Origin of the sequence: Mitsuaria sp. RG, assembly GCF_028369275.1 — a bacterium.
In the GTDB taxonomy this organism is placed as follows: Bacteria; Pseudomonadota; Gammaproteobacteria; order Pseudomonadales; family Pseudomonadaceae; genus Aquipseudomonas; species Aquipseudomonas peradeniyensis.
In genome coordinates, this window is sequence record NZ_JAQMYQ010000004.1 from 80,080 (window position 1) to 105,885 (window position 25,806).

Annotated in this window: 25 protein-coding genes and 1 other RNA gene; 18 read left to right on the top strand and 8 right to left on the bottom strand. The window is 66.6% G+C overall.

The window, feature by feature from the left end:
- Nucleotides 1–2 precede the first annotated feature (2 nt).
- The 4 genes from POF53_RS03805 to POF53_RS03820 are packed head-to-tail and all read right to left on the bottom strand — an operon-like array spanning nt 3 to nt 3,588.
- Nucleotides 3–485 (bottom strand): DUF4442 domain-containing protein, encoded by a 483-nt coding sequence (locus POF53_RS03805; protein WP_203648827.1) that lies wholly within the window; start codon nt 483–485, stop codon nt 3–5.
- The gene (gene ubiH / locus POF53_RS03810) at nt 482–1,681 is read right to left on the bottom strand and encodes a 2-octaprenyl-6-methoxyphenyl hydroxylase (protein ID WP_186712116.1); all 1,200 of its coding nucleotides are present in this window, start codon (nt 1,679–1,681) and stop codon (nt 482–484) included. Before ubiH ends, POF53_RS03805 begins: the two co-directional genes overlap by 4 nt.
- Nucleotides 1,678–3,012, bottom strand: coding sequence for a Xaa-Pro aminopeptidase (gene pepP, locus POF53_RS03815; RefSeq protein ID WP_498966450.1), 1,335 nt, complete (start codon nt 3,010–3,012; stop codon nt 1,678–1,680). The genes ubiH and pepP overlap by 4 nt, the downstream gene beginning before the upstream one ends.
- A 21-nt stretch (nt 3,013–3,033) precedes the next feature.
- A complete protein-coding gene (locus POF53_RS03820) occupies nt 3,034–3,588 on the bottom strand; it encodes a YecA/YgfB family protein (protein ID WP_232854823.1) in 555 nt (184 codons plus the stop codon).
- Nucleotides 3,589–3,734: 146 nt separating this feature from the next.
- Here POF53_RS03820 and POF53_RS03825 point away from each other — a divergent pair, with 146 nt between their 5' ends.
- The 4 genes from POF53_RS03825 (at nt 3,735) to POF53_RS03840 (ending at nt 5,125) form a co-directional block, all read left to right on the top strand.
- Nucleotides 3,735–3,944: a TIGR02449 family protein gene (locus POF53_RS03825; RefSeq protein ID WP_023631616.1), complete on the top strand. Its 210-nt coding sequence runs from the start codon at nt 3,735–3,737 to the stop codon at nt 3,942–3,944.
- Entirely contained in the window at nt 3,941–4,258 is a 318-nt protein-coding gene (locus POF53_RS03830) for a cell division protein ZapA (protein WP_203648834.1), read from the top strand. Before POF53_RS03825 ends, POF53_RS03830 begins: the two co-directional genes overlap by 4 nt.
- 17 nt (nt 4,259–4,275) lie before the next feature.
- Nucleotides 4,276–4,455: non-coding RNA, 6S RNA (gene ssrS, locus POF53_RS03835), on the top strand.
- A gap of 61 nt (nt 4,456–4,516) precedes the next feature.
- Nucleotides 4,517–5,125 carry a 5-formyltetrahydrofolate cyclo-ligase gene (locus tag POF53_RS03840; protein ID WP_232854822.1) on the top strand — a complete coding sequence of 203 codons (609 nt, stop codon included), beginning with the start codon at nt 4,517–4,519 and terminating at the stop codon, nt 5,123–5,125.
- Nucleotides 5,126–5,132: 7 nt separating this feature from the next.
- Here POF53_RS03840 and POF53_RS03845 read toward each other — a convergent pair whose 3' ends face one another.
- Nucleotides 5,133–5,288: a hypothetical protein gene (locus tag POF53_RS03845; protein WP_254463897.1), complete on the bottom strand. Its 156-nt coding sequence runs from the start codon at nt 5,286–5,288 to the stop codon at nt 5,133–5,135.
- A 176-nt stretch (nt 5,289–5,464) separates the two neighbouring features.
- On the opposite strand from POF53_RS03845, the gene POF53_RS03850 reads away from it, so the two are divergent.
- The 4 genes from POF53_RS03850 to POF53_RS03865 all read left to right on the top strand — a co-directional run bounded on the left by POF53_RS03850 (nt 5,465) and on the right by POF53_RS03865 (nt 10,798).
- Complete coding sequence (locus POF53_RS03850; RefSeq protein ID WP_232854821.1) at nt 5,465–5,914, top strand: EVE domain-containing protein; 450 nt, start codon at nt 5,465–5,467, stop codon at nt 5,912–5,914.
- 93 nt (nt 5,915–6,007) lie between these two features.
- Nucleotides 6,008–6,967 carry an HlyD family secretion protein gene (locus tag POF53_RS03855; RefSeq protein WP_050703321.1) on the top strand — a complete coding sequence of 320 codons (960 nt, stop codon included), beginning with the start codon at nt 6,008–6,010 and terminating at the stop codon, nt 6,965–6,967.
- Nucleotides 6,964–9,687: a ribosome-associated ATPase/putative transporter RbbA gene (gene rbbA / locus POF53_RS03860; protein ID WP_498966455.1), complete on the top strand. Its 2,724-nt coding sequence runs from the start codon at nt 6,964–6,966 to the stop codon at nt 9,685–9,687. The genes POF53_RS03855 and rbbA overlap by 4 nt, the downstream gene beginning before the upstream one ends.
- Before the next feature lies 1 nt (nt 9,688).
- Complete coding sequence (locus tag POF53_RS03865) at nt 9,689–10,798, top strand: ABC transporter permease (RefSeq protein WP_254463895.1); 1,110 nt, start codon at nt 9,689–9,691, stop codon at nt 10,796–10,798.
- Here the strand turns inward: POF53_RS03865 and POF53_RS03870 are convergent, their stop codons facing one another.
- Nucleotides 10,799–11,200, bottom strand: coding sequence for a flagellar basal body-associated protein FliL (locus tag POF53_RS03870; RefSeq protein WP_110734175.1), 402 nt, complete (start codon nt 11,198–11,200; stop codon nt 10,799–10,801).
- 157 nt (nt 11,201–11,357) lie between these two features.
- Between POF53_RS03870 and POF53_RS03875 the strand changes: the two genes are divergently transcribed.
- From POF53_RS03875 to POF53_RS03905, 7 genes are all read left to right on the top strand, one after another.
- A complete protein-coding gene (locus POF53_RS03875) occupies nt 11,358–12,338 on the top strand; it encodes an NADPH:quinone oxidoreductase family protein (RefSeq protein ID WP_232854818.1) in 981 nt (326 codons plus the stop codon).
- Nucleotides 12,339–12,713: 375 nt separating this feature from the next.
- Complete coding sequence (locus tag POF53_RS03880) at nt 12,714–13,958, top strand: SfnB family sulfur acquisition oxidoreductase (RefSeq protein ID WP_203648860.1); 1,245 nt, start codon at nt 12,714–12,716, stop codon at nt 13,956–13,958.
- A 71-nt stretch (nt 13,959–14,029) separates the two neighbouring features.
- Entirely contained in the window at nt 14,030–15,286 is a 1,257-nt protein-coding gene (locus POF53_RS03885; RefSeq protein ID WP_498966538.1) for an SfnB family sulfur acquisition oxidoreductase, read from the top strand.
- Nucleotides 15,283–16,677, top strand: coding sequence for an LLM class flavin-dependent oxidoreductase (locus POF53_RS03890; RefSeq protein ID WP_498966539.1), 1,395 nt, complete (start codon nt 15,283–15,285; stop codon nt 16,675–16,677). Before POF53_RS03885 ends, POF53_RS03890 begins: the two co-directional genes overlap by 4 nt.
- Complete coding sequence (locus POF53_RS03895; RefSeq protein WP_232854817.1) at nt 16,670–17,470, top strand: MetQ/NlpA family ABC transporter substrate-binding protein; 801 nt, start codon at nt 16,670–16,672, stop codon at nt 17,468–17,470. The genes POF53_RS03890 and POF53_RS03895 overlap by 8 nt, the downstream gene beginning before the upstream one ends.
- Before the next feature lies 1 nt (nt 17,471).
- Nucleotides 17,472–18,581: a methionine ABC transporter ATP-binding protein gene (locus POF53_RS03900; RefSeq protein ID WP_498966458.1), complete on the top strand. Its 1,110-nt coding sequence runs from the start codon at nt 17,472–17,474 to the stop codon at nt 18,579–18,581.
- Complete coding sequence (locus POF53_RS03905) at nt 18,571–19,215, top strand: methionine ABC transporter permease (protein ID WP_125466000.1); 645 nt, start codon at nt 18,571–18,573, stop codon at nt 19,213–19,215. Before POF53_RS03900 ends, POF53_RS03905 begins: the two co-directional genes overlap by 11 nt.
- A gap of 158 nt (nt 19,216–19,373) precedes the next feature.
- On the opposite strand, the gene dibA is transcribed toward POF53_RS03905, so the two are convergent.
- A complete protein-coding gene (gene dibA / locus POF53_RS03910) occupies nt 19,374–21,269 on the bottom strand; it encodes a phosphodiesterase DibA (RefSeq protein WP_232854815.1) in 1,896 nt (631 codons plus the stop codon).
- A 151-nt stretch (nt 21,270–21,420) separates the two neighbouring features.
- On the opposite strand from dibA, the gene desA reads away from it, so the two are divergent.
- The 3 genes from desA (at nt 21,421) to POF53_RS03925 (ending at nt 24,339) form a co-directional block, all read left to right on the top strand.
- Nucleotides 21,421–22,605 carry a delta-9 fatty acid desaturase DesA gene (gene desA / locus POF53_RS03915; RefSeq protein WP_498966461.1) on the top strand — a complete coding sequence of 395 codons (1,185 nt, stop codon included), beginning with the start codon at nt 21,421–21,423 and terminating at the stop codon, nt 22,603–22,605.
- A 140-nt stretch (nt 22,606–22,745) separates the two neighbouring features.
- Entirely contained in the window at nt 22,746–23,735 is a 990-nt protein-coding gene (locus POF53_RS03920) for a GGDEF domain-containing protein (protein WP_198743396.1), read from the top strand.
- 151 nt (nt 23,736–23,886) lie between these two features.
- The gene (locus POF53_RS03925) at nt 23,887–24,339 is read left to right on the top strand and encodes a type II toxin-antitoxin system PemK/MazF family toxin (protein ID WP_232854813.1); all 453 of its coding nucleotides are present in this window, start codon (nt 23,887–23,889) and stop codon (nt 24,337–24,339) included.
- Nucleotides 24,340–24,451: 112 nt separating this feature from the next.
- Here the strand turns inward: POF53_RS03925 and POF53_RS03930 are convergent, their stop codons facing one another.
- Entirely contained in the window at nt 24,452–25,777 is a 1,326-nt protein-coding gene (locus POF53_RS03930; protein WP_498966464.1) for an HDOD domain-containing protein, read from the bottom strand.
- Nucleotides 25,778–25,806 lie beyond the last annotated feature (29 nt).

The window sequence follows — 25,806 nt, forward strand, 5'->3', positions numbered from 1 at the left end:
CCTTACGCCTGCCTCGCTTGCGGCTTGAGCCGCACGTATAGGGTTTTGTCGACCCGCGCCACCAGCTCACCGGCGCCGTCGCGAATCTCCACCTGCAACCGCGGCAGGTATTTCTTGCCGCTGGCGGTCTGCTGGCGGATCTCGTCCAGCAGCGCGTCGTCGACGTGGAATTGGGCATACACCGGGCCCTTGCCCGGCGAGATGAAATCGATGCTGGCGGCCTTGTCCCAGACGATGTATTCACGCCCCAACTGCTCGATCAGCAGCAGCATGTAGAACGGATCGACCATCGCGTACAGGCTGCCGCCGAACTGGGTGCCGACGTAGTTGCGATTCCACCGTGTCAGCTTCATGCGCACCTTGACGCTGCGCATGTCCGGGCTGATTTCCTGGATATGGATGCCGGCGCCCAGGTAGGGCGGGTAGAAGTTCAACAACCAGCGCAGCATCCGTGCCCGCCGTGCGAGCCGGCGAACATCGCTCATGGGCGGCCTCGCGGGTCGGGGCGGGTACCCAGGCCCATGGCCTGGCGGGCGAACCAGCTTTTTGCCGGTGGCAGCAGGTCCAGGCCAAGCAGGCCGAGGTTGCGCCCGGCAGCCAGCAGTGGCTGGCTGCTGCCGAACAGGCGGGTGACCTGGTCGGAGAAGCCGATGGTCAGGGCCTGGTCGAGGCGCTGGCGCTGGTGATAGGCCTGCAGCGTGGCCAGGTCGCCCGGCAGTGCCGGGCCGGCCAGCAGGGCGTCCGCCAGCGATTGCACGTCGCGCAGCGACAGGTTGAAGCCCTGGCCGGCGATCGGGTGCAGGCTGTGGGCGGCATTGCCCAGCACCACCAGGTGCGGGCGTACCTGCTCCTCGGCCTCGACCAGCGACAGTGGGTAGAGATGGCGGGCACCGACCTGGCGCAGGGCGCCGAGGCGATAGCCAAAGGCCTCCTGCAGCTCGCGCAGGAAGCTGCGCTCGTCGAGCTCGGCCAGGCGCCTGGCGTCCATCCCCTGGCGGGTCCAGACCAGCGCGCAGCGGTTGTCCGCCAGTGGCAGCAAGGCCATCGGGCCTTGCTCGGTGAAACGCTCGAAGGCCTGACCGGCGTGGGCTTCACCCGGGGTGATATTGGCGATCAGCGCGCTCTGGTCATAGGGCGTGTTGCGCACATGGATGCCCAGCTGCTCGCGCAGGCCCGAACGGCCGCCGTCGGCCAGCACCGCCAGGTCGCATTCCAGCGAAGTGTCGTCATCCAGCTGCAGGCGGTAGCCACCGGCGATGGCCTGCATCGCCTGCACCTGCGCAGGGCAGCGCCAGCTGATCACTTCGTTGTCGATCGCCTGCCACAGGCACTGGCCAAGCCAGGCGTTCTCGACCACGTAGCCGAGTGCCGGCACGCCCTCCTCCAGGGCGTCCAGGCGGGTGCCGCCAAAGCGGCCGCGGTCGGACACCTGGATCTGCCGGATCGGCTCGGCGCGGCGGCTGATGGTCTGCCACAGCCCCAGGCGCTCATAGATCTGCCGGGTGCCGTAGGACAGCGCCGAGGAGCGTGCGTCATAGCTGGGCTGGAAGCTGTCGCCGGGGGCGAACGGCTCGATCAGCAGGATCTTCCAGCCACGGGCCTTGGCCGCGGCCTGCAGCGTCAGGGCCAGGCTCGCGCCCACCAGGCCGCCACCGATGATCGCCAGGTTGACCCGGTTCATGCGGCGTCCTTGCGGGCGTCGTGCATCAGCGCCTCGATCTCGGCGACCGTGCGCGGCACGCCTGAAGTCAGGATTTCACAGCCTTGCCTGGTCACCACCACGTCGTCCTCGATCCTTACCCCGATGCCACGCCACTTCTTCGCCACCGTCTGGTTGTCGGCGGCGATGTAGATGCCGGGTTCGACGGTCAGCGCCATGCCCGGTTCGAGCACGCGCCACTGGCCACCGACCTTGTATTCGCCCACGTCGTGCACATCCATGCCCAGCCAGTGTCCGGCGCGGTGCATGTAGAAGGCACGGTAGGCCTCGCTGTCGATCAAGGCCTGCACCTCACCCTTGAGCAGCCCCAGCGTCACCAACCCTTCGGTGATCACCCGCACGGTCGCCTCGTGGGCGTGGTTCCAGTGCTTGCCCGGGGCAATCTCGGCGAACGCCGCGGCCTGGGCCGCCAGCACCAGCTCGTAGATGGCTTTCTGTTCCGGCGAGAACCGCCCGCTGACCGGGAAGGTGCGGGTGATGTCGCTGGCGTAGCAGTCGATCTCGCAACCGGCGTCGATCAGGACCAGGTCGCCGTCCTTGAGCGGCGCGTCGTTCTGCTGGTAGTGCAGGATGCAGCCATTGCGCCCGGCGGCGACGATCGAGCCGTAGGCCGGCATCTTCGCTCCGCCCTTGCGGAACTCGTAGTCCAGCTCGGCTTCCAGGCTGTACTCGTGCAGCCCGGCGCGGCAGGCCTGCATGGCACGCACGTGGGCTCGGGCGGAGATCGCCGCGGCCTCGCGCATGACCTTCACTTCCGCCGCCGATTTATACAGGCGCATGTCGTGCAGCAGATGATCCAGGGCAACGAACTCGTTCGGCGGCTGGGCGCCGAGGCGGGCCTTGGAGCGGATCACGTTGATCCACTCCATCAGCCGGCGGTCGAACTCGGCGTTGCTGCCCATGTTGCTGTAGACCCGCTCGCGGCCTTCGATCAGGCCCGGCAGGATCTCGTCGATATCACTGATGGGGAAGGCATCGTCGGCGCCGAAATCACGCACTGCGCCTTCCTGGCCAGCACGCAGGCCGTCCCACTGCTCGCGCTCGGGGTTGCGCTCGCGGCAGAACAATACGTACTCGCCATGCTCGCGCCCCGGAATCAGGGCAATCACCGCCTCGGGTTCGGGGAAGCCGCTCAGGTACTGGAAATCGCTGTCCTGGCGATAGACATGCTCGACGTCGCGGTTGCGGATAGCGACCGCCGCGGCCGGCAGGATGGCGATGCTGTTGGGGACCATCTGCGCCATCAGCGCCTTGCGCCGACGGGCGTACTCCGCCTTGGGTATGTGGCTCATGGGCAAACGACCCCGTTCAGATCAGTGCAGCGATGGCTTTGGCGCGGGCGCGGCGGGTGCGGCCAGCTCCGTGTACAGCAGCAGCGGGGCGACGCGCAGGTACTCCATGACCTCCATGTAGTCGCTCTCGCCGTCCTCGGACTCTTCCAGCGCTTCCTGGACCTGGGAGATGGCCACCAGGTCCTGGAGCACTTCCTTGGCATCGGTGGACAGGTCCTTGCCGCCGGCGTTCAGGCCGAAGCCGGTGATGAAGCCCTGGCACCACTGCCCCAGCGCGGTGGCGCGGTCGCTGAGTGCGGCATCATCGGAAGGCAGCAGCAGGACGATGGCGACGTCCTCGCCGGTCAGCTCGGCCTTGACCATCTCTTGCAGGCCGACCAGGGCATTGCGCACCGAGTCACCGGGCTCGGTCTCGAGCAACTGGGCGGCATCGGCCAGCCAGGCATCGGCATCGAAGCCGGCGCCGGCGCAACTGCGACCGATCAGCAGGCCATGCAGCTCGGCAGGGGTGACGGGGTGGCCATTGCTCGAAAGCAACATGGCGAAGGCGATGTAGGGCGATTGGGTATTGGGCATGGGCAGCTAGGCGCCAGACGGCGCAATGACTAGAATGGAGACCTTGTATCCTAGCACCGGCAGGCGCGCCAAGACCATCGGCACTGGCCGTCGCGCCCTTGGGGCAGGCATGATCGCCAGGCGAGTGAAGGAATCGAGTGCAACCCATGCAAGAGAACGACCTGCAAGCACTGATGAGCCGGTTCGAGTTGCTGATCGAACGGGTCGAGCAACTAAAGCGGCAAAACGCACTCTTAGTAGCTCAGGAACGATCCTGGCGCGAGGAACGCGCCCACCTGATCGAAAAGAACGAGATCGCCAAACGCAAGATCGAATCGATGATCCTGCGCCTCAAGGCCCTGGAGCAAGACTCATGAGTTCAAGCAATAGCGTCACCGTCCAGATCCTCGACAAGGAATACTCGATCATCTGCCCGCCCGAGGAGCGCAACAACCTGGTCGGCGCCGCTCGTTACCTGGACGGCAAGATGCGCGAGATCCGCAGCAGCGGCAAGGTGATCGGCGCTGACCGCATCGCCGTGATGGCCGCGCTGAACATCACCCACGAGCTGCTGCACCGCCAGGAACGCCCCGAAGCGACCAGCGGCGGCACCACCCGCGAGCAGGTGCGCGACCTGCTGGAACGGGTCGATCAGGCCCTGTCCGACGATCCGGTTAGCAAAAGCGACTGAGATTGGTATACTGGCGCCACTCCCTGGGGGATGCGCCAGTCGGTTATGTCCCTGAGCCGATACGCACAACCACGGGGGTTGCACGCTGGGGCCGGTGTGCATGTCCGCCCGACGGAAAGCCTTAACGCCCCCTGCAATCTCCACCTTGAACTTTCGGGTTCAAGGGCTACACCGATAGCGGTCTTGTCGGGGAGCCTGCATTCAGAACTGCCCGCCTCCAACGGCGGGCTTTTCGTTTCTTCTGGGATCGCCCGTGCCATGACCGACACCGCGCCGCTCACCCGCCCCCAGCTTCGCCGCTTCCTGCGCAATGCCCGCCGCGCACTCACACCCGCCCAGCAACGCCAGGCCGCCGAAGGTCTGTATCGCCAACTGGCGCAGGATCCGCTGTTCCGCCGCGCCCGGCATATCGCCCTGTACCTGCCCAATGACGGCGAGATCGACCCACGCCTGCTGCTGCGCGAGGCGCACAAGCGCGGCAAGCGCGTCTACTTGCCGGTGCTGCACGCCTGGCCGCGCACGCGCATGGTGTTCCAGCGCTTCGAGGCCGGCGAGGCACTGCGGCCCAACCGTTTTCGCATCCTGGAGCCGGTGATCGAACGCAAGCGGCAACGGCCGATCTGGGCGCTGGACCTGATCCTGCTGCCGCTGGTCGGTTTCGACGAGGTGGGGGGGCGCCTGGGCATGGGCGGTGGCTTCTATGACCGCAGCCTGGCCTACCAGGGCCGGCGCCAGACATGGAAAAAGCCCTTGCTGCTGGGGCTGGCGCACGAATGCCAGAAAGTGGAGCGGCTCAACCAGGCGAGCTGGGATGTACCGTTGCAAGGCACGGTCTCGGACCGAGGTTGGTACCTGGCGCCGAAGTGAGGTGCGATCAGCGGTGCTGTTGCTGCGTCGGATCAACAGGCGCCTGCTGGTAGGCGGCATCCAGCTTGCGCTCCCAGAAGCCTTGCGCGTAACCGGTGGTGACCACGCCCAGCCCGAAGACGAAGGCCAGAATCCAGAGCAGGTCCGGTTTACGTTGTTTCATTGATCGTCCCCCAAGAACAACTGTCCAGGCTCGGCGGCTTTCTTGATGGCGGCCGGAGCGTATAGCTTAAAATCGGCGCATTTTCCGACAACATGAGTCGCCAGGCAAACGTTGACGCCAACCGACTGTCGGTTTCATGCAACGAGTTATTTCAAACTCTTTCAGGAGCAGCATCCATGGCCTACTGGCTGATGAAATCCGAGCCCGACGAGCTCTCCATCGAAGCCTTGGCACGCTTGGGCAACGCCCGCTGGGACGGGGTGCGCAACTACCAGGCACGCAATTTCCTGCGGGCCATGAGCGTAGGCGACGAATTCTTCTTCTACCACTCCAGCTGCCCGCAACCGGGGATCGCCGGCATCGCCCGGATCAGCGCCGCCGCCTACCCGGATCCAACCGCCCTGGATCCGCACAGCCACTACCACGACGCCAAGGCCAGCGCCGAGAAGAACCCGTGGAGCGCGGTGGACGTCGAGCATGTGCGGACCTTCCGCCAGGTGCTTGGCCTGGGCCTGCTCAAGCAGCAGGCGGCGCTCGAGGAACTGCCACTGGTGCAAAAGGGCAGCCGCCTGTCGGTGATGCCGGTGACCGCAGAACAATGGGCGGCGATCCTCGCGCTGAGCTGATTGTGCGGCTATTGTCAGGGGTTTGATCAATATCAACGCGCAAGGAAGCGCGTCGCGCCAGGATAAGGCGTGCTAGCCGCAGGATGCAGACCGATGAATCGAAAAGCCCCCAGAATCTTCGCCTCCGCCTTGGTATTGCTGTTGCTGGCGGCAGGCGGGCTGGGCTACTGGAAGTCCCTTCACGATCGCCTGCCCGAAGGCCTGAGCATGGGTAACGGGCGCCTCGAATCCACCGAGGTGCAGATCGCCAGCAAGATCCCCGGGCGCCTGGCCGAGGTGCTGGTCGATGAAGGCGACAAGGTCACCCGCGGCCAGTTGCTGGCACGCATCGACACCCGCACGATGGAGGCCCAGCGCAGCCAGGCCGAGGCCGAAGTGCTGCGCGCCCGCGAGAATTATGCCGCCGCCCAGGCCAGCGTGCAGCTGCGCCAGAGCGAACTGTTGCTGGCCAGCCAGGAACTCAAGCGGGTGCGCGAGATCTACCAGCGCAAGTTCGCCAGCCAGCAGTTGCTCGACCAGCAGCAGGCCCGCTACGACACCGCCACCGCGGCCGTGGTCGCGGCCCGGGCCCAGTTGGCGGCGATCAAGGCCGCCATCGGCGCCGCCGAGGCCCAGGTCGCCCAGCTCACCAGCGAGATCGACGACAGCAGCCTGCGCGCGCCCATCGACGGCATCATCCAGCTGCGCCTGGCCGAACCCGGCGAAGTGCTCGGCGCCGGTGGCCGGGTGCTGATGCTGATCGACCCCAGCGACCAGTACATGAACCTCTACCTGCCCGCCGCCACCACCGGCCGGCTGACCGTCGGCGACCAGGCGCGGATCGTGCTCGACGCCCTGCCGGACAAGGCCCTGCCGGCCAAGGTGGCGTTCGTCGCGGCCAAGGCGCAGTTCACTCCGAAACAGGTCGAGACCCGCGATGAGCGGCAGAAGCTGGTGTTCCGGGTCAAGCTGCGCCTGACCGAACCAAGTGCCGTGCCCCAGGCCAAGCCAGGCATGCCCGGCGCCGGGTACGTGCGCACCGCCGATGTGGGCTGGCCGGCCAACCTGCAATGAACGCGGCGATCGCCCTGCGGGCCGAGGGTGTCAGCCATCGCTATGGCGACCTGCAGTCCTTGCACACCCTCGCGTTCAGCCTGCCGGCCGGGACCCGCTGCGGCCTGATCGGCCCGGACGGCGCCGGCAAGTCGACCCTGCTCGGACTGATCGCCGGGGTCAAGCGCCTGCAACAAGGCGAGTTGCAGGTGCTCGGTGGCTCGATCCGCCAGCGCCGCCACCGCACCGCGCTGTATCCCAAGGTTGCCTTCATGCCCCAGGGCCTGGGCAACAACCTGTACCCGGAGCTGTCGATCCGCGAGAACATCCGTTTCTTCGCCACCCTGTTCGGCCTGGGCCGCGCCGAATGCGAGCAACGCATGGCCAGCCTGCTGCGCGCCACCGACCTGGAGCGCTTCGCCGAGCGGCCGGCCGGCAAGCTCTCGGGCGGCATGAAGCAGAAGCTGGGGCTGTGCTGCGCGCTGATCCACGAGCCGGACCTGCTGATCCTCGACGAGCCGACCACCGGCGTCGACCCGCTGTCGCGACGGCGCTTCTGGGAGCTGATCGAGCAGGTGCGCGCCCAGCGCCCGCAGCTGACCCTGCTGGTGGCCACCGCCTACATGGAAGAGGCCGAGCAGTTCGAGCATTGCCTGATGCTCGACGCTGGCCGCCTGCTGGCCGCCGGCCTCAGCCGCGAACTGGCGGCGGTTACGCCCAGCGGCAAGCTGGACGACGCCTTCACCCACTTCCAGGGCGCCGGCCGCGCACAGCCCGAGCCCCTGCGCATTCCGCAAAGCCAGGCCGACGACGGGCCTATCGCCATCGAGGCCCACGACCTGACCCTGCGCTTCGGTGACTTCACTGCAGTGAACAAGGTCAGCTTCGCCATCGGCCGTGGCGAGATCTTCGGTTTCCTCGGCTCCAACGGCTGCGGCAAGACCACCACCATGAAGGTGCTCACCGGCCTGATGCCGGCCAGCGAGGGTAGCGCCAGCCTGCTCGGCCGCCCGGTGGATGCCGGCGACCTGGCCACGCGCAAGCGGGTCGGCTTCATGTCCCAGAGCTATTCGCTGTATGGCGAACTGAGCGCCCGACAGAACCTCGAACTGCACGCCCGCCTGTTCGACCTGGCCAAGGCCGACAGCGCGCCGCGCATCGCCGAGCTCATCGAACGCTTCGACTTAGGCGCCATTGCCGACCAGCCGTCCGGCGCCCTGCCCCTGGGCCTGCGCCAACGCCTGTCGCTGGCCGTGGCGGTATTGCACCGCCCGGAAGTGCTGATCCTCGACGAGCCGACCTCGGGGGTCGACCCGGCGGCCCGCGACGACTTCTGGCGCCTGCTGGTGGAGTTGTCCCGCGAGCAGGGCGTAACCATCTTCCTGTCCACCCATTTCATGAACGAGGCCCTGCGCTGCGACCGCATCTCGCTGATGCACGCCGGTCGGGTGCTGGCCTGCGACACCCCGCTGGCGCTGCAGCGCCAGTTCGGCGGCGAGACCCTGGAAGACGCCTTCGTGCGCTGCCTCGAACAGGCCCAGGACGCGCCCGTCCAGGCGCAGGCCGATGCTGGGCTGGAACAGGCCGCCGCCCCGGCGCCCGCCTTGCGCCAGGCCTTCAGCCTGCGCCGCCTACTGGCGGTGGCCAGCCGCGAAGGCAAGGAACTGCTGCGCGACAAGGTGCGCCTGGCCTTTGCCCTGCTTGGCGCGCTGTTCATGATGGTGATCTTCGGCTACGGCATCTCGCTGGACGTGGAGAACCTCGCCTTCGCCGTGTACGACCAGGACCAGAGCCCGCAGAGCCGCGCCTACCTCGAGGCCTTCCGGGGCTCGCGCTACTTCGCCGAGCAGGCGCCGATTCGCGATGCCCGCCAGTTGCACCAGCGCCTGCAACGCTCGGAGATCAAACTGGCCCTGGAGATCCCGCCGGGCTTTGGCCGTGACCTGCATGCCGGGCGCCAGCCGGTGGTGGCCGCCTGGCTCGATGGCGGCATGCCGTTTCGCGCCGAGACCAGCCGCAACTATGTGGAGGCCGTGCACCAGGCCAACCTGGAGCAGCTGGCCGCCCTCGGCCCGCACCCCGTGGCGCGCCAGCAGCCGGTACGCCTGGAAACACGCTTTCGCTACAACCAGGACGTGGTCAGCGTGAACGCCATCGGCCCCGGGGTCATGGCGCTGATCCTGGCCTTCATCCCGGCCATGCTCACCGCGCTGGGCATCGTGCGGGAAAAGGAACTGGGCTCGATCACCAATTTCTACGCCACCCCGCTGACCCGCCTGGAATTCCTGCTCGGCAAGCAGGCGCCCTACCTCGCGGTGAGCCTGGTCAACCTGGCGCTGCTGGTGGCGATGAACCGCTGGCTGTTCGGCGTGCCGCTCAAGGGCAGCCCGCTGGCCCTGGCCTGCGGCGGCCTGGCCTACCTGCTGGCGACCACCAGCCTGGGCCTACTGATCTCGGCCTTCACCCGCACGCAGATCGCGGCGATCCTCGGCACCATGATCATCACCAGCCTGCCAACCATCCAGTTCTCCGGCCTGATCGTGCCGCGCTCGTCGCTGGACGGCGCGGCGGCGCTGATGGGCCAGCTGTTCCCGGCCGGCTACTTCCTCGACATCGCCGTCGGCACCTTCACCAAGGCCCTGGGCCTGCGCGAGCTGTGGCCGCAGTGCCTGGCGCTGCTGGGCTTCTTCGCCGCCTTCACCGGGCTGAGCCTGGCCATGCTGAAAAAACAGGAGGCCTGAGATGAGCCGCCTCTCCCACACCCTGCGCCTGGGCCTGAAGGAACTCACCAGCCTGCGCCACGACAGCGTGTTGCTGCTGTTCCTGCTGTACGCCTTCAGCGTGGCGATCTACATGCCCGCCGCCGGCTCCGTGATCGGCGTGCACAACGCCAGTGTCGCGGTGGTCGACGAAGACCACGGCGCCGTCTCGCGCAAGCTCGCCGAATCGCTGCAGCCGCCGGAGTTCCAGCCCGCCGTGGCACTGCCGGCGGATCGCCTGGACCAGGCCATGGACAGCGGCCAGTACACCTTCGTGGTCAACGTGCCGGTGAACTTCCAGGCCGACCTGCTGGCCGGGCGCTCACCGGAGCTGCAGGTCAACGTCGATGCCACGGCCATGAGCCAGGCCTTCATGGGGGCCGGCTACATCGGCCGGATCTTCGAACGCGAACTGCTGGAGTATGCAGGCCGCAGCACCGGCAGCCCGGCCCTGCTCAACCCGAAAGCCCTGTTCAACCCCAACCTGGAAGGCGGCTGGTTCCTGGCGGTGATCCAGATCGTCAACAACATCACCATCCTGGCCATCGTCCTCACCGGCACCGCGCTGCTGCGCGAGCGTGAGCACGGCACCCTCGATCACCTGCTGGTGCTGCCGCTGACGGCGCTGGAAATCATGCTGGCGAAGATCGCCAGCAACGCCCTGGTGGTGGTGGCCTGTACCTGGATATCGCTTGAAGTGGTGGTCAAGGGCGCCCTGGGCGTGCCGCTGGCGGGCTCCATGGGGCTGTTCCTGGGGGTGACCGCGCTGTACCTGTTCGCCAGCACGGCGCTGGGTATCTTCCTCGCCACCCTGGCGCGCTCGACGCCGCAGTTCGGCCTGTTGGCGATCCCGGTGATCATCCCGATGCTGCTGCTCTCGGGGGGCAGCACGCCGCTGGACAGCATGCCGCAGTGGCTGCAGTGGGTCATGCAGGGCTCGCCCTCGACCCACTTCGTCAGCCTCGGCGCGGCGATCCTGTTCCGCGACGCCGGACTGAACGTGGTGTGGCCGGATGTGGCGGCCCTGGCCGCGATCGGCCTGGTGTTCTTCGGCGTGGCCCTGGCGCGCTTTCGCCGCAGCCTCGCCGCCTGATCACTGCACGATCAGGTTGTTGAACAGCAGGTCCTCGACGATCGGCTTGCCCTCTTCGGACTCCATCACCTGCTGCACCTGCTTCAGGGCTTCCTGGCGCAGTTTTTCCTTGGCCTCGACGTTGCTCATGTTATCCACGCCCTGCTGGGTGAACAGCGCCACCAGCTGGTTGCGGATCAGCGGCTCGTGGTGCTTGACCGCGGTGGCGGCGGCATCGCCAGTCACGCGCAGGGCGACGTCGGCCTTGAACACACGCAGCTTGGGGCTGCCGTCGAGGGCGTAGTTGCCGACGAAGGGCGGGCTGAGGCTGATGTAGGCGACCTTGGGCTCGCCTTCCTTTTCCTCGGCCATCGCCGCCACTGGCAGCATCAGGGCCAGCACCATCAAGATCCACGCTTTCACGAATTCGCTCCTCAATACAGTTGGCGCCAGCTTACCCAGCGCGCCGGCCAAACCCAAGCCCGGGCTTATGCCGGCTCATCAGGGCCGGCCATGCTCGTTGACCCTGGGGGTGGCCCTCCTACACTTATCGGCCACCACACGCAAAGGAATAGCCCTGATGAAAGCCTTGTTGTGCAAAGCCCTGGGCCCGGCGCGGGACCTGGTCCTGGAAGAGGTCGCCAGCCCCGCGCCCAAGAAGAACGAGATCCTCCTCGACGTGCACGCCGCCGGGGTCAACTTCCCCGACACCCTGATCATCGAAGGCAAGTACCAGTTCCAGCCGCCGCTGCCGTTCGCCCCGGGTGGTGAGGCGGCCGGCGTGGTGGCCGCGGTCGGCGAGAAGGCCGGCGCGTTCAAGGTCGGCGACCGGGTCATGGCCCTGACCGGCTGGGGCGCCTTCGCCGAGCGGGTGGCGGTGCCGTTCTACAACGTGCTGCCGATCCCGGCGGGCATGGACTTCACCACCGCCGCCGCGTTCGGCATGACCTACGGCACCTCGATGCACGCCCTGACCCAGCGCGGCCAGCTCAAGGCCGGCGAAACCCTGCTGGTGCTCGGCGCCTCGGGCGGCGTCGGGCTGGCGGCGGTGGAAATCGGCAAGGCCCTGGGCGCGCGGGTGATCGCCGCGGCCAGCAGCGCCGAGAAACTGGCAATCGCCCAGGCGGCCGGGGCCGACGAACTGATCGACTACAGCCAGGCCAACCTCAAGGACGAGATCAAGCGCCTGACCGGCGGCCAGGGCGTGGACGTGATCTACGACCCGGTCGGCGGCGCGCTGTTCGACCAGGCCGTGCGCGGGCTGGCGTGGAACGGGCGGTTGCTGGTGGTGGGCTTTGCCAGCGGCACGATCCCGCAACTACCGGTGAACCTGACCCTGCTCAAGGGCGCGGCGGTGCTCGGGGTGTTCTGGGGCGCCTTCGCCCAGCGCCAGCCGGAGGACAACGCGGCCAACTTCCGCCAGCTGTTCGCCTGGCACGCCGAAGGCAAGTTGAAGCCCCTGGTGTCGCAGACCTTTGCACTGGCCGAGGGTGGCGCGGCGATCGAACGCCTGGCGCAGCGCCAGGCGGTGGGCAAGCTGGTGGTGACGATCCCGCGCTGACCGCTCACGTAAACCATTGATTTGACTTAACCCTGTGGGAGCGGGTTTACCCGCGAAGAATCCAGCGCGGTGTATGGCACCGGCTTCGCCGGTGTTCGCGGCGGTGCGGCGGTCCGACAAGCCCGCTCCCACAGGGATAGCATTTCCCTGCACGACAGGGCCGACCCTGCAGTTCTTCTATCCATATTCCTAAACGGTAGTTCATAAACTTTTTCTAAACGAATAGGGTATATCGACCGGACCACCGGACCAGCAAACGTCTGTCGCCATCAGCTGAGGCGACGCTTTCAACTTTGTGAGGTTAGGAATGGTCAGGATCACAATCACCCCAGTGCATAACGCCAGGGCATTGAGTGCAGCCAAGGAGCGGTACTGATGTCCAGCCAACCAACTACTACCCGATTCCACAGCGATCTCGACAGCTCGCCGCTGCTGCTGCCGGCCACGGTGTTGCGCAACGACGAAGAGGCCCTGCAGGCCGCCCGCGAACTGGCCGAGGTGGCCCGCCAGCAGGCCGCCAAACGTGACCAGCAGCGCAAGCTGCCCTGGGCCGAGATCGAACAGTTCACCCGCAGCGGCCTGGGCAGCATCAGCGTGCCCAAGGCCTTCGGCGGCCCCGAGGTGTCCTTCGCCACCATCGCCGAAGTGTTCCGCCTGATCAGTGCCGCCGACCCGGCGCTGGGGCAGATTCCGCAGAACCAGTTCGGCATCCTGCAACTGGTCCGCCTGACCGCCACCCAGGCCCAGCAGGAACTGATCTTCCGCTCGGTGCTCGACGGCTGGCGCATCGGCAATGCCGGCCCCGAGCGCGGGACCAAGGACACCCTGACGCTCAAGGCGCGCCTTACCCGTGATGGCGATGGCTATCGCATCAGCGGCGAGAAGTTCTATTCCACCGGTGCCTTGTACGCCCACTGGGTGGCGGTCAAGGCGCTGGACGACGATGGTCGCCAGCGCCTGGCGTTCGTCCGTCGCGGCAGCCCTGGGCTGCGCATCGTCGACGACTGGTCCGGCTTCGGCCAGCGCACCACCGCCAGCGGCACCGTGCTGCTCGACCAGGTGCCGGTGGACGCCGACCTGGTGGTGGACAACTGGCGCCTGCGTGAGGAACCCAGCATCCAGGGCGCCGCCTCGCAGTTGATCCAGGCGGCGATCGACGCCGGCATCGCCGAAGCGGCGATCGAGGACACAATCCAGTTCGTTCGGGAGAAGTCCCGGCCGTGGATCGAGGCCAAGGTCGAACGCAACAGCGACGACCCCTATGTGATCGCCGACATCGGTCGCCTGAAGCTCGAACTGCATGCCGCCGAGGCCCTGCTGCGCAAGGCTGCCAAGGTGCTCGACGAGGTGAACGCCGGCGTGATCGATGCCGCCGCCGCGGCCCGTGCCTCGATTGCCGTGGCCGAAGCCAAGGTGCTCACCACCGAGATCTCGCTGCAGGCCAGCGAGAAGCTGTTCGAGCTGGCCGGCAGCCGCGCCAGCCTGGCCGAGTTCAACCTCGACCGGCACTGGCGCAACGCCCGGGTCCACACCCTGCATGACCCGGTGCGCTGGAAGTACCACGCCGTCGGCGCCTACCACCTCAACGGCACCCTGCCTGCCCGCCATTCCTGGATCTGATTTCGAGCCTTGGGGCTGCTGCGCAGCCCTTCGCGGGTAAACCCGCTCCCACAGGGATCGCACTGATTCCGATAACAGCGCTGTACCTGTGGGAGCGGGTTTACCCGCGAAGAGGCGCACGACGTCCCCAGGCTCCGGAGAGCAAAATGACTGCATCCATCATCACCACCGACGCCCAGGCCCTGGCCGTCGCCGACGAACTCGCCCAACACCTGCGCCAGGACAGCGCCCTGCGCGACCGCGAGCGCCGCCTGCCCCATGCCGAACTCGAACGCTTCGTGCAATCTGGCCTGTGGGGCATCAGCGTGCCCAAGGCCTTTGGCGGCGCCGGGGTGTCCAACGTCACCCTGGCCAAGGTCATCGCCCGCATCGCCCAGGCCGACGCCTCGCTCGGGCAGATCCCGCAGAACCACTTCTACGCCCTGGAAGTGCTGCGGGTGAACGGCAGCCCCGAACAGCAGAAACGCCTCTACGCCGAAGTCCTCGCTGGCCGCCGCTTCGGCAACGCCCTGGCCGAGCTAGGCACCAAGAACGCCCACGAGCGCACCACCCGCCTGAGCCGCGACGGCGACCACTATCGCATCGACGGCCGCAAGTTCTATTGCACCGGCGCGATCTACGCCCAGCGCATCCCGACCCTGGTGATCGACGAGCAGGATGTGTCGCACCTGGCCTTCGTGCCCGCCGACAGCCAAGGCATCGAGGTGATCGACGACTGGAGCGGCTTCGGCCAGCGCACCACCGGCAGCGGCTCGGTGGTGTTCAACCACGTGGCGGTCCGCGCCGAGGACGTGGTGCCGTTCCAGAGCGCCTTCGAACGCCCGACCACGGTCGGCCCGCTGGCGCAGATCCTCCATGCCGCCATCGACACCGGTATCGCCCGCGCCGCCTACGAGGACGCCCTGCACTTCGTGCGCACCCGCAGCCGCCCCTGGATCGACTCCGGCCTCGACAAGGCCAGCGACGACCCGCTGACCCTGAAGAGCTTCGGCCACCTGGCGATCCGCCTGCACGCCACCGAGGCGCTGCTCGAACGGGCCGGGGAAATCCTCGACATTGCCCAGGCCGACAGCAACGCCGAGACCCTGGCCGCCGCTTCCATCGCCGTGGCCGAGGCCCGGGCGATCAGCACCGAGATTTCCCTGGCCGCCGGTACCACGCTGTTCGAGCTGGCCGGCAGCCAGGCCACCCTGGCCGAGCACAACCTCGACCGCCACTGGCGCAACGCCCGGGTGCACACCCTGCACGACCCGGTGCGCTGGAAGTACCACGCCATCGGCAACTACTACCTCAACGACGAGAAGCCGCCGCGCCGGGGGACCATCTGATGGCCAAGGAGATCCTGCTCAATGCCTTCAACATGAACTGCATCGGGCACATCAACCACGGTTTGTGGACCCACCCACGGGACACCTCCACGCGCTACAAGACCCTCGACTACTGGACCGACCTGGCTCGCCTGCTGGAGCGGGGGCTGTTTGACGGGCTGTTCATCGCCGATATCGTCGGCACCTACGACGTCTATGGCCAGTCGCTGGACGTGACGCTAAAGGAGTCGATCCAGCTGCCAGTCAACGATCCGCTGCTGCTGGTTTCGGCCATGGCGGCGGTGACGAAGCACCTGGGCTTCGGCCTTACCGCCAACCTGACCTACGAGGCGCCCTACCTGTTCGCCCGCCGCCTTTCCACCCTCGACCACCTGAGCAATGGCCGGGTCGGCTGGAACATCGTCACCGGCTACCTCGACAGCGCCGCCCGGGCCATGGGCCTGGAGCAGCAACCCGAGCACGACCGCCGCTACGACCAGGCCGACGAGTACCTGCAGGTGCTGTACAAGCTGCTCGAAGGCAGCTGGGCCGACGATGCCGTGGTCGCCGACCGCGAGCAGCGGGTCTATGCCCGCCCCGACAGGGTGCGCAAGGTCGAGCACCACGGCGAGTTCTACAAGGTCGAGGGCTACCACCTGTGCGAGCCTTCGCCGCAGCGCACGCCCGTGCTGTTCCAGGCCGGCAGTTCGCCACGCGGGCTGGCCTTCGCCGGCAACCATGCCGAGTGCGTGTTCATCAGCGGCCAGAACAAGGTCGCCACCCGCGCCCAGGTCGACAAGGTGCGCGCCGCGGCCAAGGCGGCCGGGCGCGACCCACAGGCGGTCAAGGTGTTCATGGGCATCACCGTGATCGTCGCCTCGACCGAGGCCCAGGCACAGGCCAAGCACGCCGAGTACCTGCATTACGCCAGCGCCGAGGCCGGGGTCGCGCACTTTGCCAGCTCCACCGGTATCGACTTCTCGCGCTACGAACTGGACGAGCCCATCGGTTTCGCCAAGGGCAACGCCATCCAGTCCGCCACCCGCCAGTTGCAGGAAAGCGCCTGGACCCGCCGCCGCCTGCTCGAACAGCACGCCCTGGGCGGTCGCTACGTGACCCTGGTAGGCGACGCCGAGCAGGTGGCCGAGCAACTGATCGCCTGGATCGACGAAACCGGCCTGGACGGTTTCAACCTGACCCGCACCGTCACCCCGGAAAGCTACGAGGACTTCATCGAGCTGGTGGTCCCCGCCCTGCAACGCCGCGGGCGCTACAAGACCGCCTACGCCGAGGGCACCCTGCGCGAGAAGCTGTTCGCCAGCGGCGAGCCGCGCCTGCCCGGCGGACACCCCGGCGCCCGCTACCGCAACACCCCCGACCCTGCCCCGACTGGAGCCCTGCACCATGCTTGAGAAACTGTTCCGGCCCGTCGCGGCCATTGCCCTGGGCCTCGGCCTGTCCGCCGCCGCCTTTGCCGCCGAGCCGCTGAAGATCGGCACCACCGCCGCCTTTGCCATCCCCCTGGAGGCGGCGGTGGAGGAGGCCCATAAACAAGGCCTGGAAGTGAAACTGATCGAGTTCAGCGACTGGATCGCGCCCAACGTCAGCCTCAACAGCGGCGATATCGACGTGAACTACTTCCAGCACATCCCGTTCCTGGAAAACGCCAAGGCCGCCGCCGGCTTCGACCTGGTCCCGTACGCGCCGGGGATCATCAACAACGTCGGCCTGTACTCGAAAAAATACAAGAGTCTCCAGGAACTGCCCGAGGGCGCCAGCGTGGCCATCGCCAACGACCCGATCAACAGTGGCCGTGGCCTGCAGTTGCTGGCCAAGGCCGGGCTGATCACCCTCAAGCCGGGCGTGGGCTACAAAGCCACCGAGGACGACATCGTCGCCAACCCGAAGCAGATCCGGATTCTCCAGGTCGAAGCCGTGCAGCTGGTACGCGCCTACGATGACGCCGACCTGGTCCAGGGCTACCCGGCCTACATCCGCCTGGCCAACAGCTTCGACGCCACCTCGGCGCTGCTGTTCGACGGCCTGGAGAACAAGGAATACGTGATCCAGTTCGTCATCCGCCCGCAGGAGAAGAACGACCCGCGCCTGGCCAAGTTCGTCGATATCTACCAACACTCGCCGGTCGTGCGCGCCGCCCTGGACAAGGCCCATGGCAAGCTCTACCAGGCCGGGTGGGAAGGCTGACATGGCCCAGGCCAGCGCCCTCAGGGCGCCCATCCCGCCCGCCGAACCGCTCAAGGCCGAGGAAACGGCCCTGCGCCCGGAGGTGAACCAGGCGCACATACGTTTCCTCGGCCTGGGAAAGACTTATCCGGGCCAGGGCCAGCCGGCACTGCAAGGCATCGACCTGAACATCCGCCGGGGCGAGATCTTCGGCATCATCGGCCGCAGCGGCGCCGGCAAGTCCTCGCTGCTGCGCACCATCAACCGCCTGGAGCAACCCAGCCAGGGCCGGGTGCTGATCGACCAGGTGGATATCGCGCCGTTCGACGAGGACCGCCTGGTGGCCTTGCGCCGGCGCATCGGCATGATCTTCCAGCACTTCAACCTGATGTCGGCCAAGACCGTGTGGCAGAACGTCGAGCTGCCGCTGAAGGTGGCCGGCGTGGCCAAGGCCGAGCGCCAGCGCAAAGTGCGCGAGCTGCTGGAGCTGGTTGGCCTGGCGGAAAAACATCACGTCTACCCGGCGCAGCTGTCCGGTGGGCAGAAACAGCGCGTCGGCATCGCCCGGGCGCTGGTGCATGACCCCGAGATCCTGCTGTGCGACGAGGCCACCTCGGCGCTGGACCCGGAAACCACTGCCTCGATCCTCGAACTGCTGCGCGACATCAACCGGCGCCTGGGCCTGACCGTGGTGCTGATCACCCATGAGATGGCGGTGATCCGCGACATTTGCCAGCGTGTGGTGGTGCTCGAACGTGGCGAGATCGTCGAGCAGGGCGAGGTCTGGCAGGTATTCGGTACGCCGCGCCACGACGTCACCCGCACCCTGCTCGCACCGCTGCAGACCAAGCTGCCGGCAGCCTTGCAGGCCAGCCTGCGCGCCCAGCCGGTCAGCCGCGACGCGGCCGTGGTGCTCAAGCTCGACCTGGTCGGCGAGCCGGAGCTGAGCGCCCTGTTCAACGACCTGGGCGGGCGCGTGCGGCTGCTCCAGGGCGGCGTCGAGACCATCGGCGAGCATGCCCTGGGGCAGTTGATCCTGTCCGTGCGCGGCTCGCCGCTGGACACTCACCAATTGCTCGAACGCGCCCGTCGCTGGGCCGCGGATGTGGAGGTACTCGGCCATGTGGATTGATCGCCTGCTGCAAGGCCTGCTCGACACCCTGCTGATGGTCGGCGTGTCCTCGCTGGTCGCACTGCTCGTCGGGGTGCCGATGGCGGTGCTGCTGGTCACCAGCGACAAGGGCGGGATCTTCGAGGCCCCGGCGCTGAACCGGGTGCTGGGCGCCATCGTCAACCTGTTCCGCTCGATCCCGTTCCTGATCCTGATGGTCGCGCTGATCCCCTTCACCCGCCTGGTGGTCGGCACCACCTATGGCGTGTGGGCGGCCGTGGTGCCGCTGACCATCGCCGCCACGCCGTTCTTCGCGCGGATCGCCGAAGTCAGCCTGCGCGAGGTCGACCATGGTTTGATCGAAGCCGCCCAGGCCATGGGCTGCCGGCGCTGGCACATCGTCTGGCACGTGTTGTTGCCCGAGGCCCTGCCGGGCATCGTCGGCGGCTTCACCATCACCCTGGTGACACTGATCAACTCGTCGGCCATGGCCGGCGCGATCGGCGCCGGAGGCCTGGGGGATATAGCCTACCGGTATGGATACCAGCGCTTCGACAGCCAGATCATGCTGACCGTGATCGTGATGCTGGTGGCATTGGTGGCGGTGATCCAGCTGGGCGGGGACCGTTTGGCCAAAGGTTTGAACAAGCGTTGATGTATTTCGGGTGTAGGAGCGGCCTTGCCGAGGCGTCGGACCGGCCGGAAAGGGCCGCAAAGCGGCCCCGGCAATTTTTGTATCAACGCTGAAATCCTGGGGCCGCCTCGCAGCCCTTTCGCGGCACAAGGCCGCTCCTACAACGGTATGCACAAGGCTTAGCCCCAGTGCAGCTCCGCCGCCGGCACCGGCCGCCCGAACCAGTAGCCCTGCCCCAGCTGGCATTGCTGTTCCAGCAGGAACCGCGCCTGCTCCGCCTGCTCGACCCCTTCGGCGTGCACCTGCATGCCCATGCTCCGGGCCAGGGCGATGATCACCCGCACGATGGCGATATCGTCCTCGTCATGGGGCAGGCCCGCGACGAAGCCCTGGTCGATCTTGAGCTTCTGCACGGGCATCCGCTTAAGCCGCAGCAATGACGAATAGCCCGTGCCGAAGTCATCGATGGCCAATGTCACGCCCAGTTCGCGCAGGCGGTGCAACTGCTCCAGAGCGACTTCAGGGTCTTCCATCACCGCGCTCTCGGTCACTTCGAGTTCGAGCAGCGCAGGATCCAGCCCGGTGTCGTGCAATGCATCGGCCACCTGCCGGTACAGGTCACGCTGGCTGAACAGGCGGCTGGAGATGTTCACCGCGACGAACGCCAGCTGTCGCCCCTCGGTCTGCCATTGCACCATCTGCCGGCAGGCCTGGTGCAGGACCCAGGCGTCGATCTCGGCGATCAGCCCAGTGCGCTCGGCGATGGGGATGAATTCCCCGGGCGGGACCAGGCCCCGCTGGGGATGCTGCCAACGCACCAGCGCCTCGACGCCGATCATCCGAGCGGTGAACAGGTCGTGTACCGGCTGGAAGAACACCCGCAACTCCTGCTGCTCCAGGGCACGGCGCAACTCGCCGGCGGTCTCGACCCGCTGCTGGGCATGGGCGGTGAGCTCCTCGGTGTACAGCGCGTAACAGGCGCGGCCGTTGCTCTTGGCCTTGAACAGCGCCGAGTCGGCGTTGCGCAGCAACTGCTCGGCGCTCAGTGCATCGCTGGGGAACAGGCTGATGCCGATGCTGACACTGATGAACAGGCGGTTGCCTTCGAAGCAGAACGGTTCCTTCAAACGCTCGATGATCGATTGCGCCAGCTTGCCGGCCTGGCCGACCTGCTGGCAGTTCTCGGCCAGCACGCCGAACTCGTCGCCGCCCAGCCGGGCCAGGGTCACGCCACTGCCCAGCACCTCGCGCAGACGCTCGCCGACCAGCTTGAGCAGTTGGTCGCCGATGGTGTGGCCGAGGCCGTCATTGATGCTCTGGAAATGGTCGAGGTCCAGAAGCAGCAGGGCGCAGCCGCGCTTGTTGGCCTGGGCCGCGGCCATCGCCTGCATGGCGCGGTCGTTGAACAGCAGGCGGTTGGGCAGGCCGGTCAGCGGGTCGTGATGGACGAGATAGGCCAGCTCTTCCTCGGTGTGCTTGATCGCGCTGATGTCGCTGAAGACCGCGACGTAATGGCTGAGCGCGCCACTGTCATCGCGAATGGCGCAGATCGTCTGCCACTGCGGGTAGATCTCGCCACTCTTGCGGCGGTTCCAGATTTCTCCGCTCCACTCGCCCTTCTCGGCCAGGGCGGCATAGATCTGCTGGTAGAACGGCGCGCCATGGCGGCCGGACTTGAACTTGCTCGGGCGTTGGCCGATGACCTCTTCCAGCTGATAGCCGGTGATGCGCATGAATGCGCGATTGACATGCACGATCAGGCCATTGCGGTCGGTCACCAGCACACCCTCCAGGGTGCTGTCGAACACCGCCGCGGCCATGCGCAGGCGCTCGCGGTCTTCACTGCGCAGGCGCGCGCCGATGCCGATGAAGTTCAGCAGCCGGGCGCGCGAGACGAAGATCAGCAGGGCGCTGAGCAGCACCCACACCACGACGTTGATCTGACGCCCCACGGTCAGTGCCAGCGGGTCCTCGGTCATGCTGTGCAGAACCCCCTCGGACGCTGCCAGCCAGAGGATCGAGAACACCACGTAGAGCCCGGCCATGCGCAAGGCGTCGCGAACGGAAACAGACATGTCGGGTGGATGAGCCCATGAAAAAGGAAGGGGCATTATAAGGGCTGAAACACCCTGTGACCTCCTATCTAAAAGAGCGACTGGTTTTATTTACCCACCCGGGGATAATGCGAGCGCTGTTCCCCCTGAGTTTTCGAGGGTCTTTCCCGTTATGTGGTACTACGGTCTACTCGACTTGTCGGCCTGGCAACTGGTCGCCGTCACCCTGCTGATGACCCATTTGACCATCGTCAGCGTCACCATCTACCTGCACCGCTACTCGGCGCACCGCGCCCTGGAGCTGAACGCGGGGCTCAAGCATTTCTTCCGTTTCTGGCTGTGGCTCACCACCGCGCAGAACACCCGCGAGTGGACCGCCATCCACCGCAAGCACCACGCCAAGTGCGAAACCCCGGACGACCCGCACAGCCCGGTGCACAAGGGCCTGGGCACCGTGCTGCGCAAGGGCGCCGAGCTGTACCGTGAAGAGGCGCGCAACGAGGAAACGCTGCGCATCTACGGCAAGAACTGCCCGGACGACTGGATCGAGCGCAACCTCTACAGCCGCTACAAGCTCGGCGGCATCGCCCTGATGGCGGTGATCGACCTGCTGCTGTTCGGCACCATCGGCATCACCATCTGGGCGATCCAGATGATGTGGATTCCGTTCTGGGCCGCCGGCGTGGTCAACGGTCTGGGCCATGCCGTGGGCTACCGCAACTTCGAGTGCCGCGACGCCGCCACCAACCTGGTGCCGTGGGGCATCATCATCGGCGGCGAGGAGCTGCACAACAACCACCACACCTACCCCAACTCGGCAAAGCTCTCGGTGCGCCGCTGGGAATTCGACATGGGCTGGATGTGGATCCGCCTGCTGAGCCTGCTGCGCCTGGCCAAGGTGCAGCGCGTCGCGCCCATCGCCCATCGCGTGGAGGGCAAGGCGTCGCTGGACATGGACACCGCCATGGCGATCCTCAACAACCGCTTCCAGATCATGGCCCAGTACCGCAAGCTGGTGATCGGCCCGCTGGTCAAGCAGGAGCTGGACAAGGTCGACGCCTCGGTGCGCCACCGTTTCCGCCGCGCCAAGCGCCTGCTCTCGCGGGAGACCAGCCTGCTGCAGGACCGCCACCACGTGCGCATCGAGTCGATGCTGGCCCACAGCCAGGCACTCAAGACCATCTACGAAAAGCGCCTGGCGCTGCAGCAGATCTGGGCGCGCACCAGCGCCAACGGCCACGACATGCTCGCCGCAATGAAGGATTGGGTGCACGAGGCCGAGGCCAGTGGCATCCACTCGCTGCGTGACTTCGCCGCCCAGCTCAAGACTTACTCGCTGCGCCCCAACGGCGCCTGAGCACCGTTGATCGGCATGCCCCGCAACGGGGCGTGCCGGCCGGAACTTCCCCCCCGAAAACCGACTCAAACCCGGCATATCGCCCGCGTGGCGGGCCGGACCGTGGCCGCACGCCCATCGTCGAGAAACGTTCCGTGCTCATGGCCAAAGACCTCCCACCTACACCTGCCGGCACTCCCCGCCCAGAAGCCGCCCAGACCCTGCTGGCCTTGCTCCATGCCCAAGGTGAAGTGGCCCGCCTGAGCGAACGCGAGCAGCTGTACAGCTCGCTGCTCGACAGCGTCAACGCCGTGCTCTGGGCCTTCGACTGGGAAACCCGCCAGGTGCTCTACGTCAGCCCCGCCTACGAGCGCATCTTCGGCCGCCCGGCCAGCCTGGTACTGGCCGACTACAACGAATGGCGCGACGCCATCTACCCGGACGACCTGGAGTACGCCGAGCGCAGCCTGGCCCAGGTGCTGGTCAAGGGCACCGTCGAGGACCGCGAGTACCGCATCCTCAATGCCGCCGGCGAGGTGCGCTGGCTCAGCGACAAGTGCTACATCAACCAGCAGCGCGAGGGCGACCAGCGGGTGATCATCGTCGGCATCGCCGAGGACATCACCGAGAAGAAACAGCTCGAAGGCGAGCTGCAACGCCTGGCCACCACCGATGTGCTCACCCAGAGCAGCAACCGTCGGCACTTCTTCGAATGCGCCCAGCAGGCCTTCGACAGCGCCCGCGAGGACGGCACGCCGATGGCTTTCCTGCTGCTGGACATCGACGATTTCAAGCACATCAACGACACCTACGGCCACCAGGAAGGCGACCAGGTACTACAGCGCATCGCCGACAGCGGCAAGGCCGTGCTGCGCCGTGGCGATCAGTTCGGGCGAATCGGTGGCGAGGAGTTTGCCGCCGTGTTCCCCGGCTGCACCGCGCAGGTGGCCGAGCAGATTGCCGAGCGTCTGCAGCGGGAAATCCAGCGGTTGAGCTTCAGCCATGGGCAGCAGACCTACGGTGTGACGGTTAGCCAGGGGCTGACCGGGCTGACCGACGAAGACGACACCCTCGACAGCCTGTTCGCCCGGGCCGATGCGGCGATGTACAGAGCCAAGCGTCAGGGCAAAAACCAGATTGTCCGCGGATGATCCTCTTACCTGCCGAACGGTGAATAGCCTGACAGAGGCTCTCTTCTACCGCGCAGGACCCAGGTACGAACTTTCTCTTTTGCCTGTGCGGCCACGTTTCTAGAATCTGAGGATGTCATCCTGAACCCCTGGAACTGTACCAGGGTGGTGTATGGCAATCAGATTCGAGCCTAGAATCGGGCAGTTGCTGGAATGCAACTTCGGTGATTATCGTCTCGAGCAGGGCGGTACCTGCTCAAGCCGCTTTGACTTCCGATTGCGACCGGAGATGGTCAAGCACCGCCTTGTCGTGGTGATCAACAGCAAGATCAATTCGAACGCCTGCATTGTCGTGCCACTGTCCACCACGAAAGATATGCACAAGGCTGGTCGAGGTTGGCATGTCCACCTTCCTGCCGACCTGATTCAAGACCTTCCATACTTCAAGCAGCAAGAGCGCTGGGCCAAAGCGGATCTGGTCGCACAGGTAAGTCGTGAGCGCCTGTTCAAACCGCGCGCCCTGAACCGAGGGTACCTGGATCAGGTTCTGGACCGTGAGTTAATCGAGCGGATTCAGCGCGCCATGGTGAAAGTCATAAACGCTGGAAGTCTGCTCAAAAATTGACAGATTCCACCGTTTTACCTATCGTGAGTCGCGTAGCCCTTAGAGGCACTCTGCGTCTTATCCCCCTTGAGGGACCTGCAAAAACCCAGCCCATGCTGGGTTTTTTGCCCTCTCAAATCTGTTTTTCCTCTCCAGCGCCTTCAGCTGCGCTCGCCATTGGCACGACCTCCAATTCGCTTTCGGCAGCCTGTGCTTCCTGACGCTCGGCCTCCTCCCGCGCCAGCGCCTCAGGGTCCACCTTGCGCAGCCGCGACAGCTCCGGCAACCCAAGCTTGAGCAAGCGCGCCGTCTTGCTGCTGGCGACCTTCTCCAGCCCTTCGCTGGGCTTGAGCCGCGACAGCTGCCCGGCCAGGTTCATCGCCAGGATCTCCCGGGAGTAGACGCCGCCGCCCAGCTGGTACACCGCGGCGATCAGCTCGCGCAGGTCCAGCGGCAGGCGCCAGCGGGTGCGCAGCGCCGAGCCGAACGGCGCGCCGAATTCGTTGAGCGACAGCTCCACCTGGTCCTCGTCCAGCTCGCCACCGGCCAGGCGCCACTCCTGCAAGGTGCGCAGCACCGCCAGGTCACCCAGGCAGTGCAGCAGCCCCGCACAGTAACAGCGTGCTTCGTCCACCTCGAGCATGCGCGCCAGGGTGCGGCCGTACTCGGCGGTGTGCAGCGACAGGTTCCAGTAATGGGTGGCGTGCCGCGCCAGCAGCGGGTCGGTCAAACGGGCGCTGCGCTTGAGCGTGAGGCCGAGGATGAGGTTCATGCTCTGGGTGCTGCCGAGCTTGTTCAGCGCCTGCAGCAGGGTCTGTACCGGCGCTTCGCGGTGCAGGGCGGCACTGTTGGCGGCGGCAATGAGCACGCCGGTGATCTGCGGGTCGTTGCGCACCTCTTCCTCAAGCACCTTGAGGTTGAGGCCGTGAGGGTTGAGGGCACGCTTGACCGCCAATTGCACATCGGCGAACAGCGGGCCGCCATCGGCGCTGGCCCGGCGCTGTTCCAGGTAGGCCGGCAGTTGCGCGCCCGGCTGCAACGGCGGTACCGGGCAGGCGATCTGCTCACCCACCGCCAGCAGCAGGTTTTCCAGGCGCTTGCGCAGGTTATCCAGGTCGAGTGGCTTGCTCAGGTAGGCGGTCGGGTGCAACGGCAGCGCCTCGCGCACACTGGCGCTATCGGTGCGGTCACTCATCAGGATGAACGGCAAGCCGGGCTTGTCGCCCTTGGCGCGCACCTTGCGCAGCAGATCGAGGCCGTCGAACCCTGAGAGTTCGCGGGCGGCGATGATCAGGTCAGGCTTGGCCGCCAACGCGCTCAGCGCCTCGGAACCATCGGCGCAGACCTGCAGGCGGGCGTCGCAGCGCACGCTGAGCAGCATTTCGCTGAGCATGTCACGCACCCAGGGATCGCCTTCGGCAATCAGCACGCAGGGGGGGACGGGGTCGACAGCGCTCATGGGCTATTCTCCAGGCTATGACGCGCGAT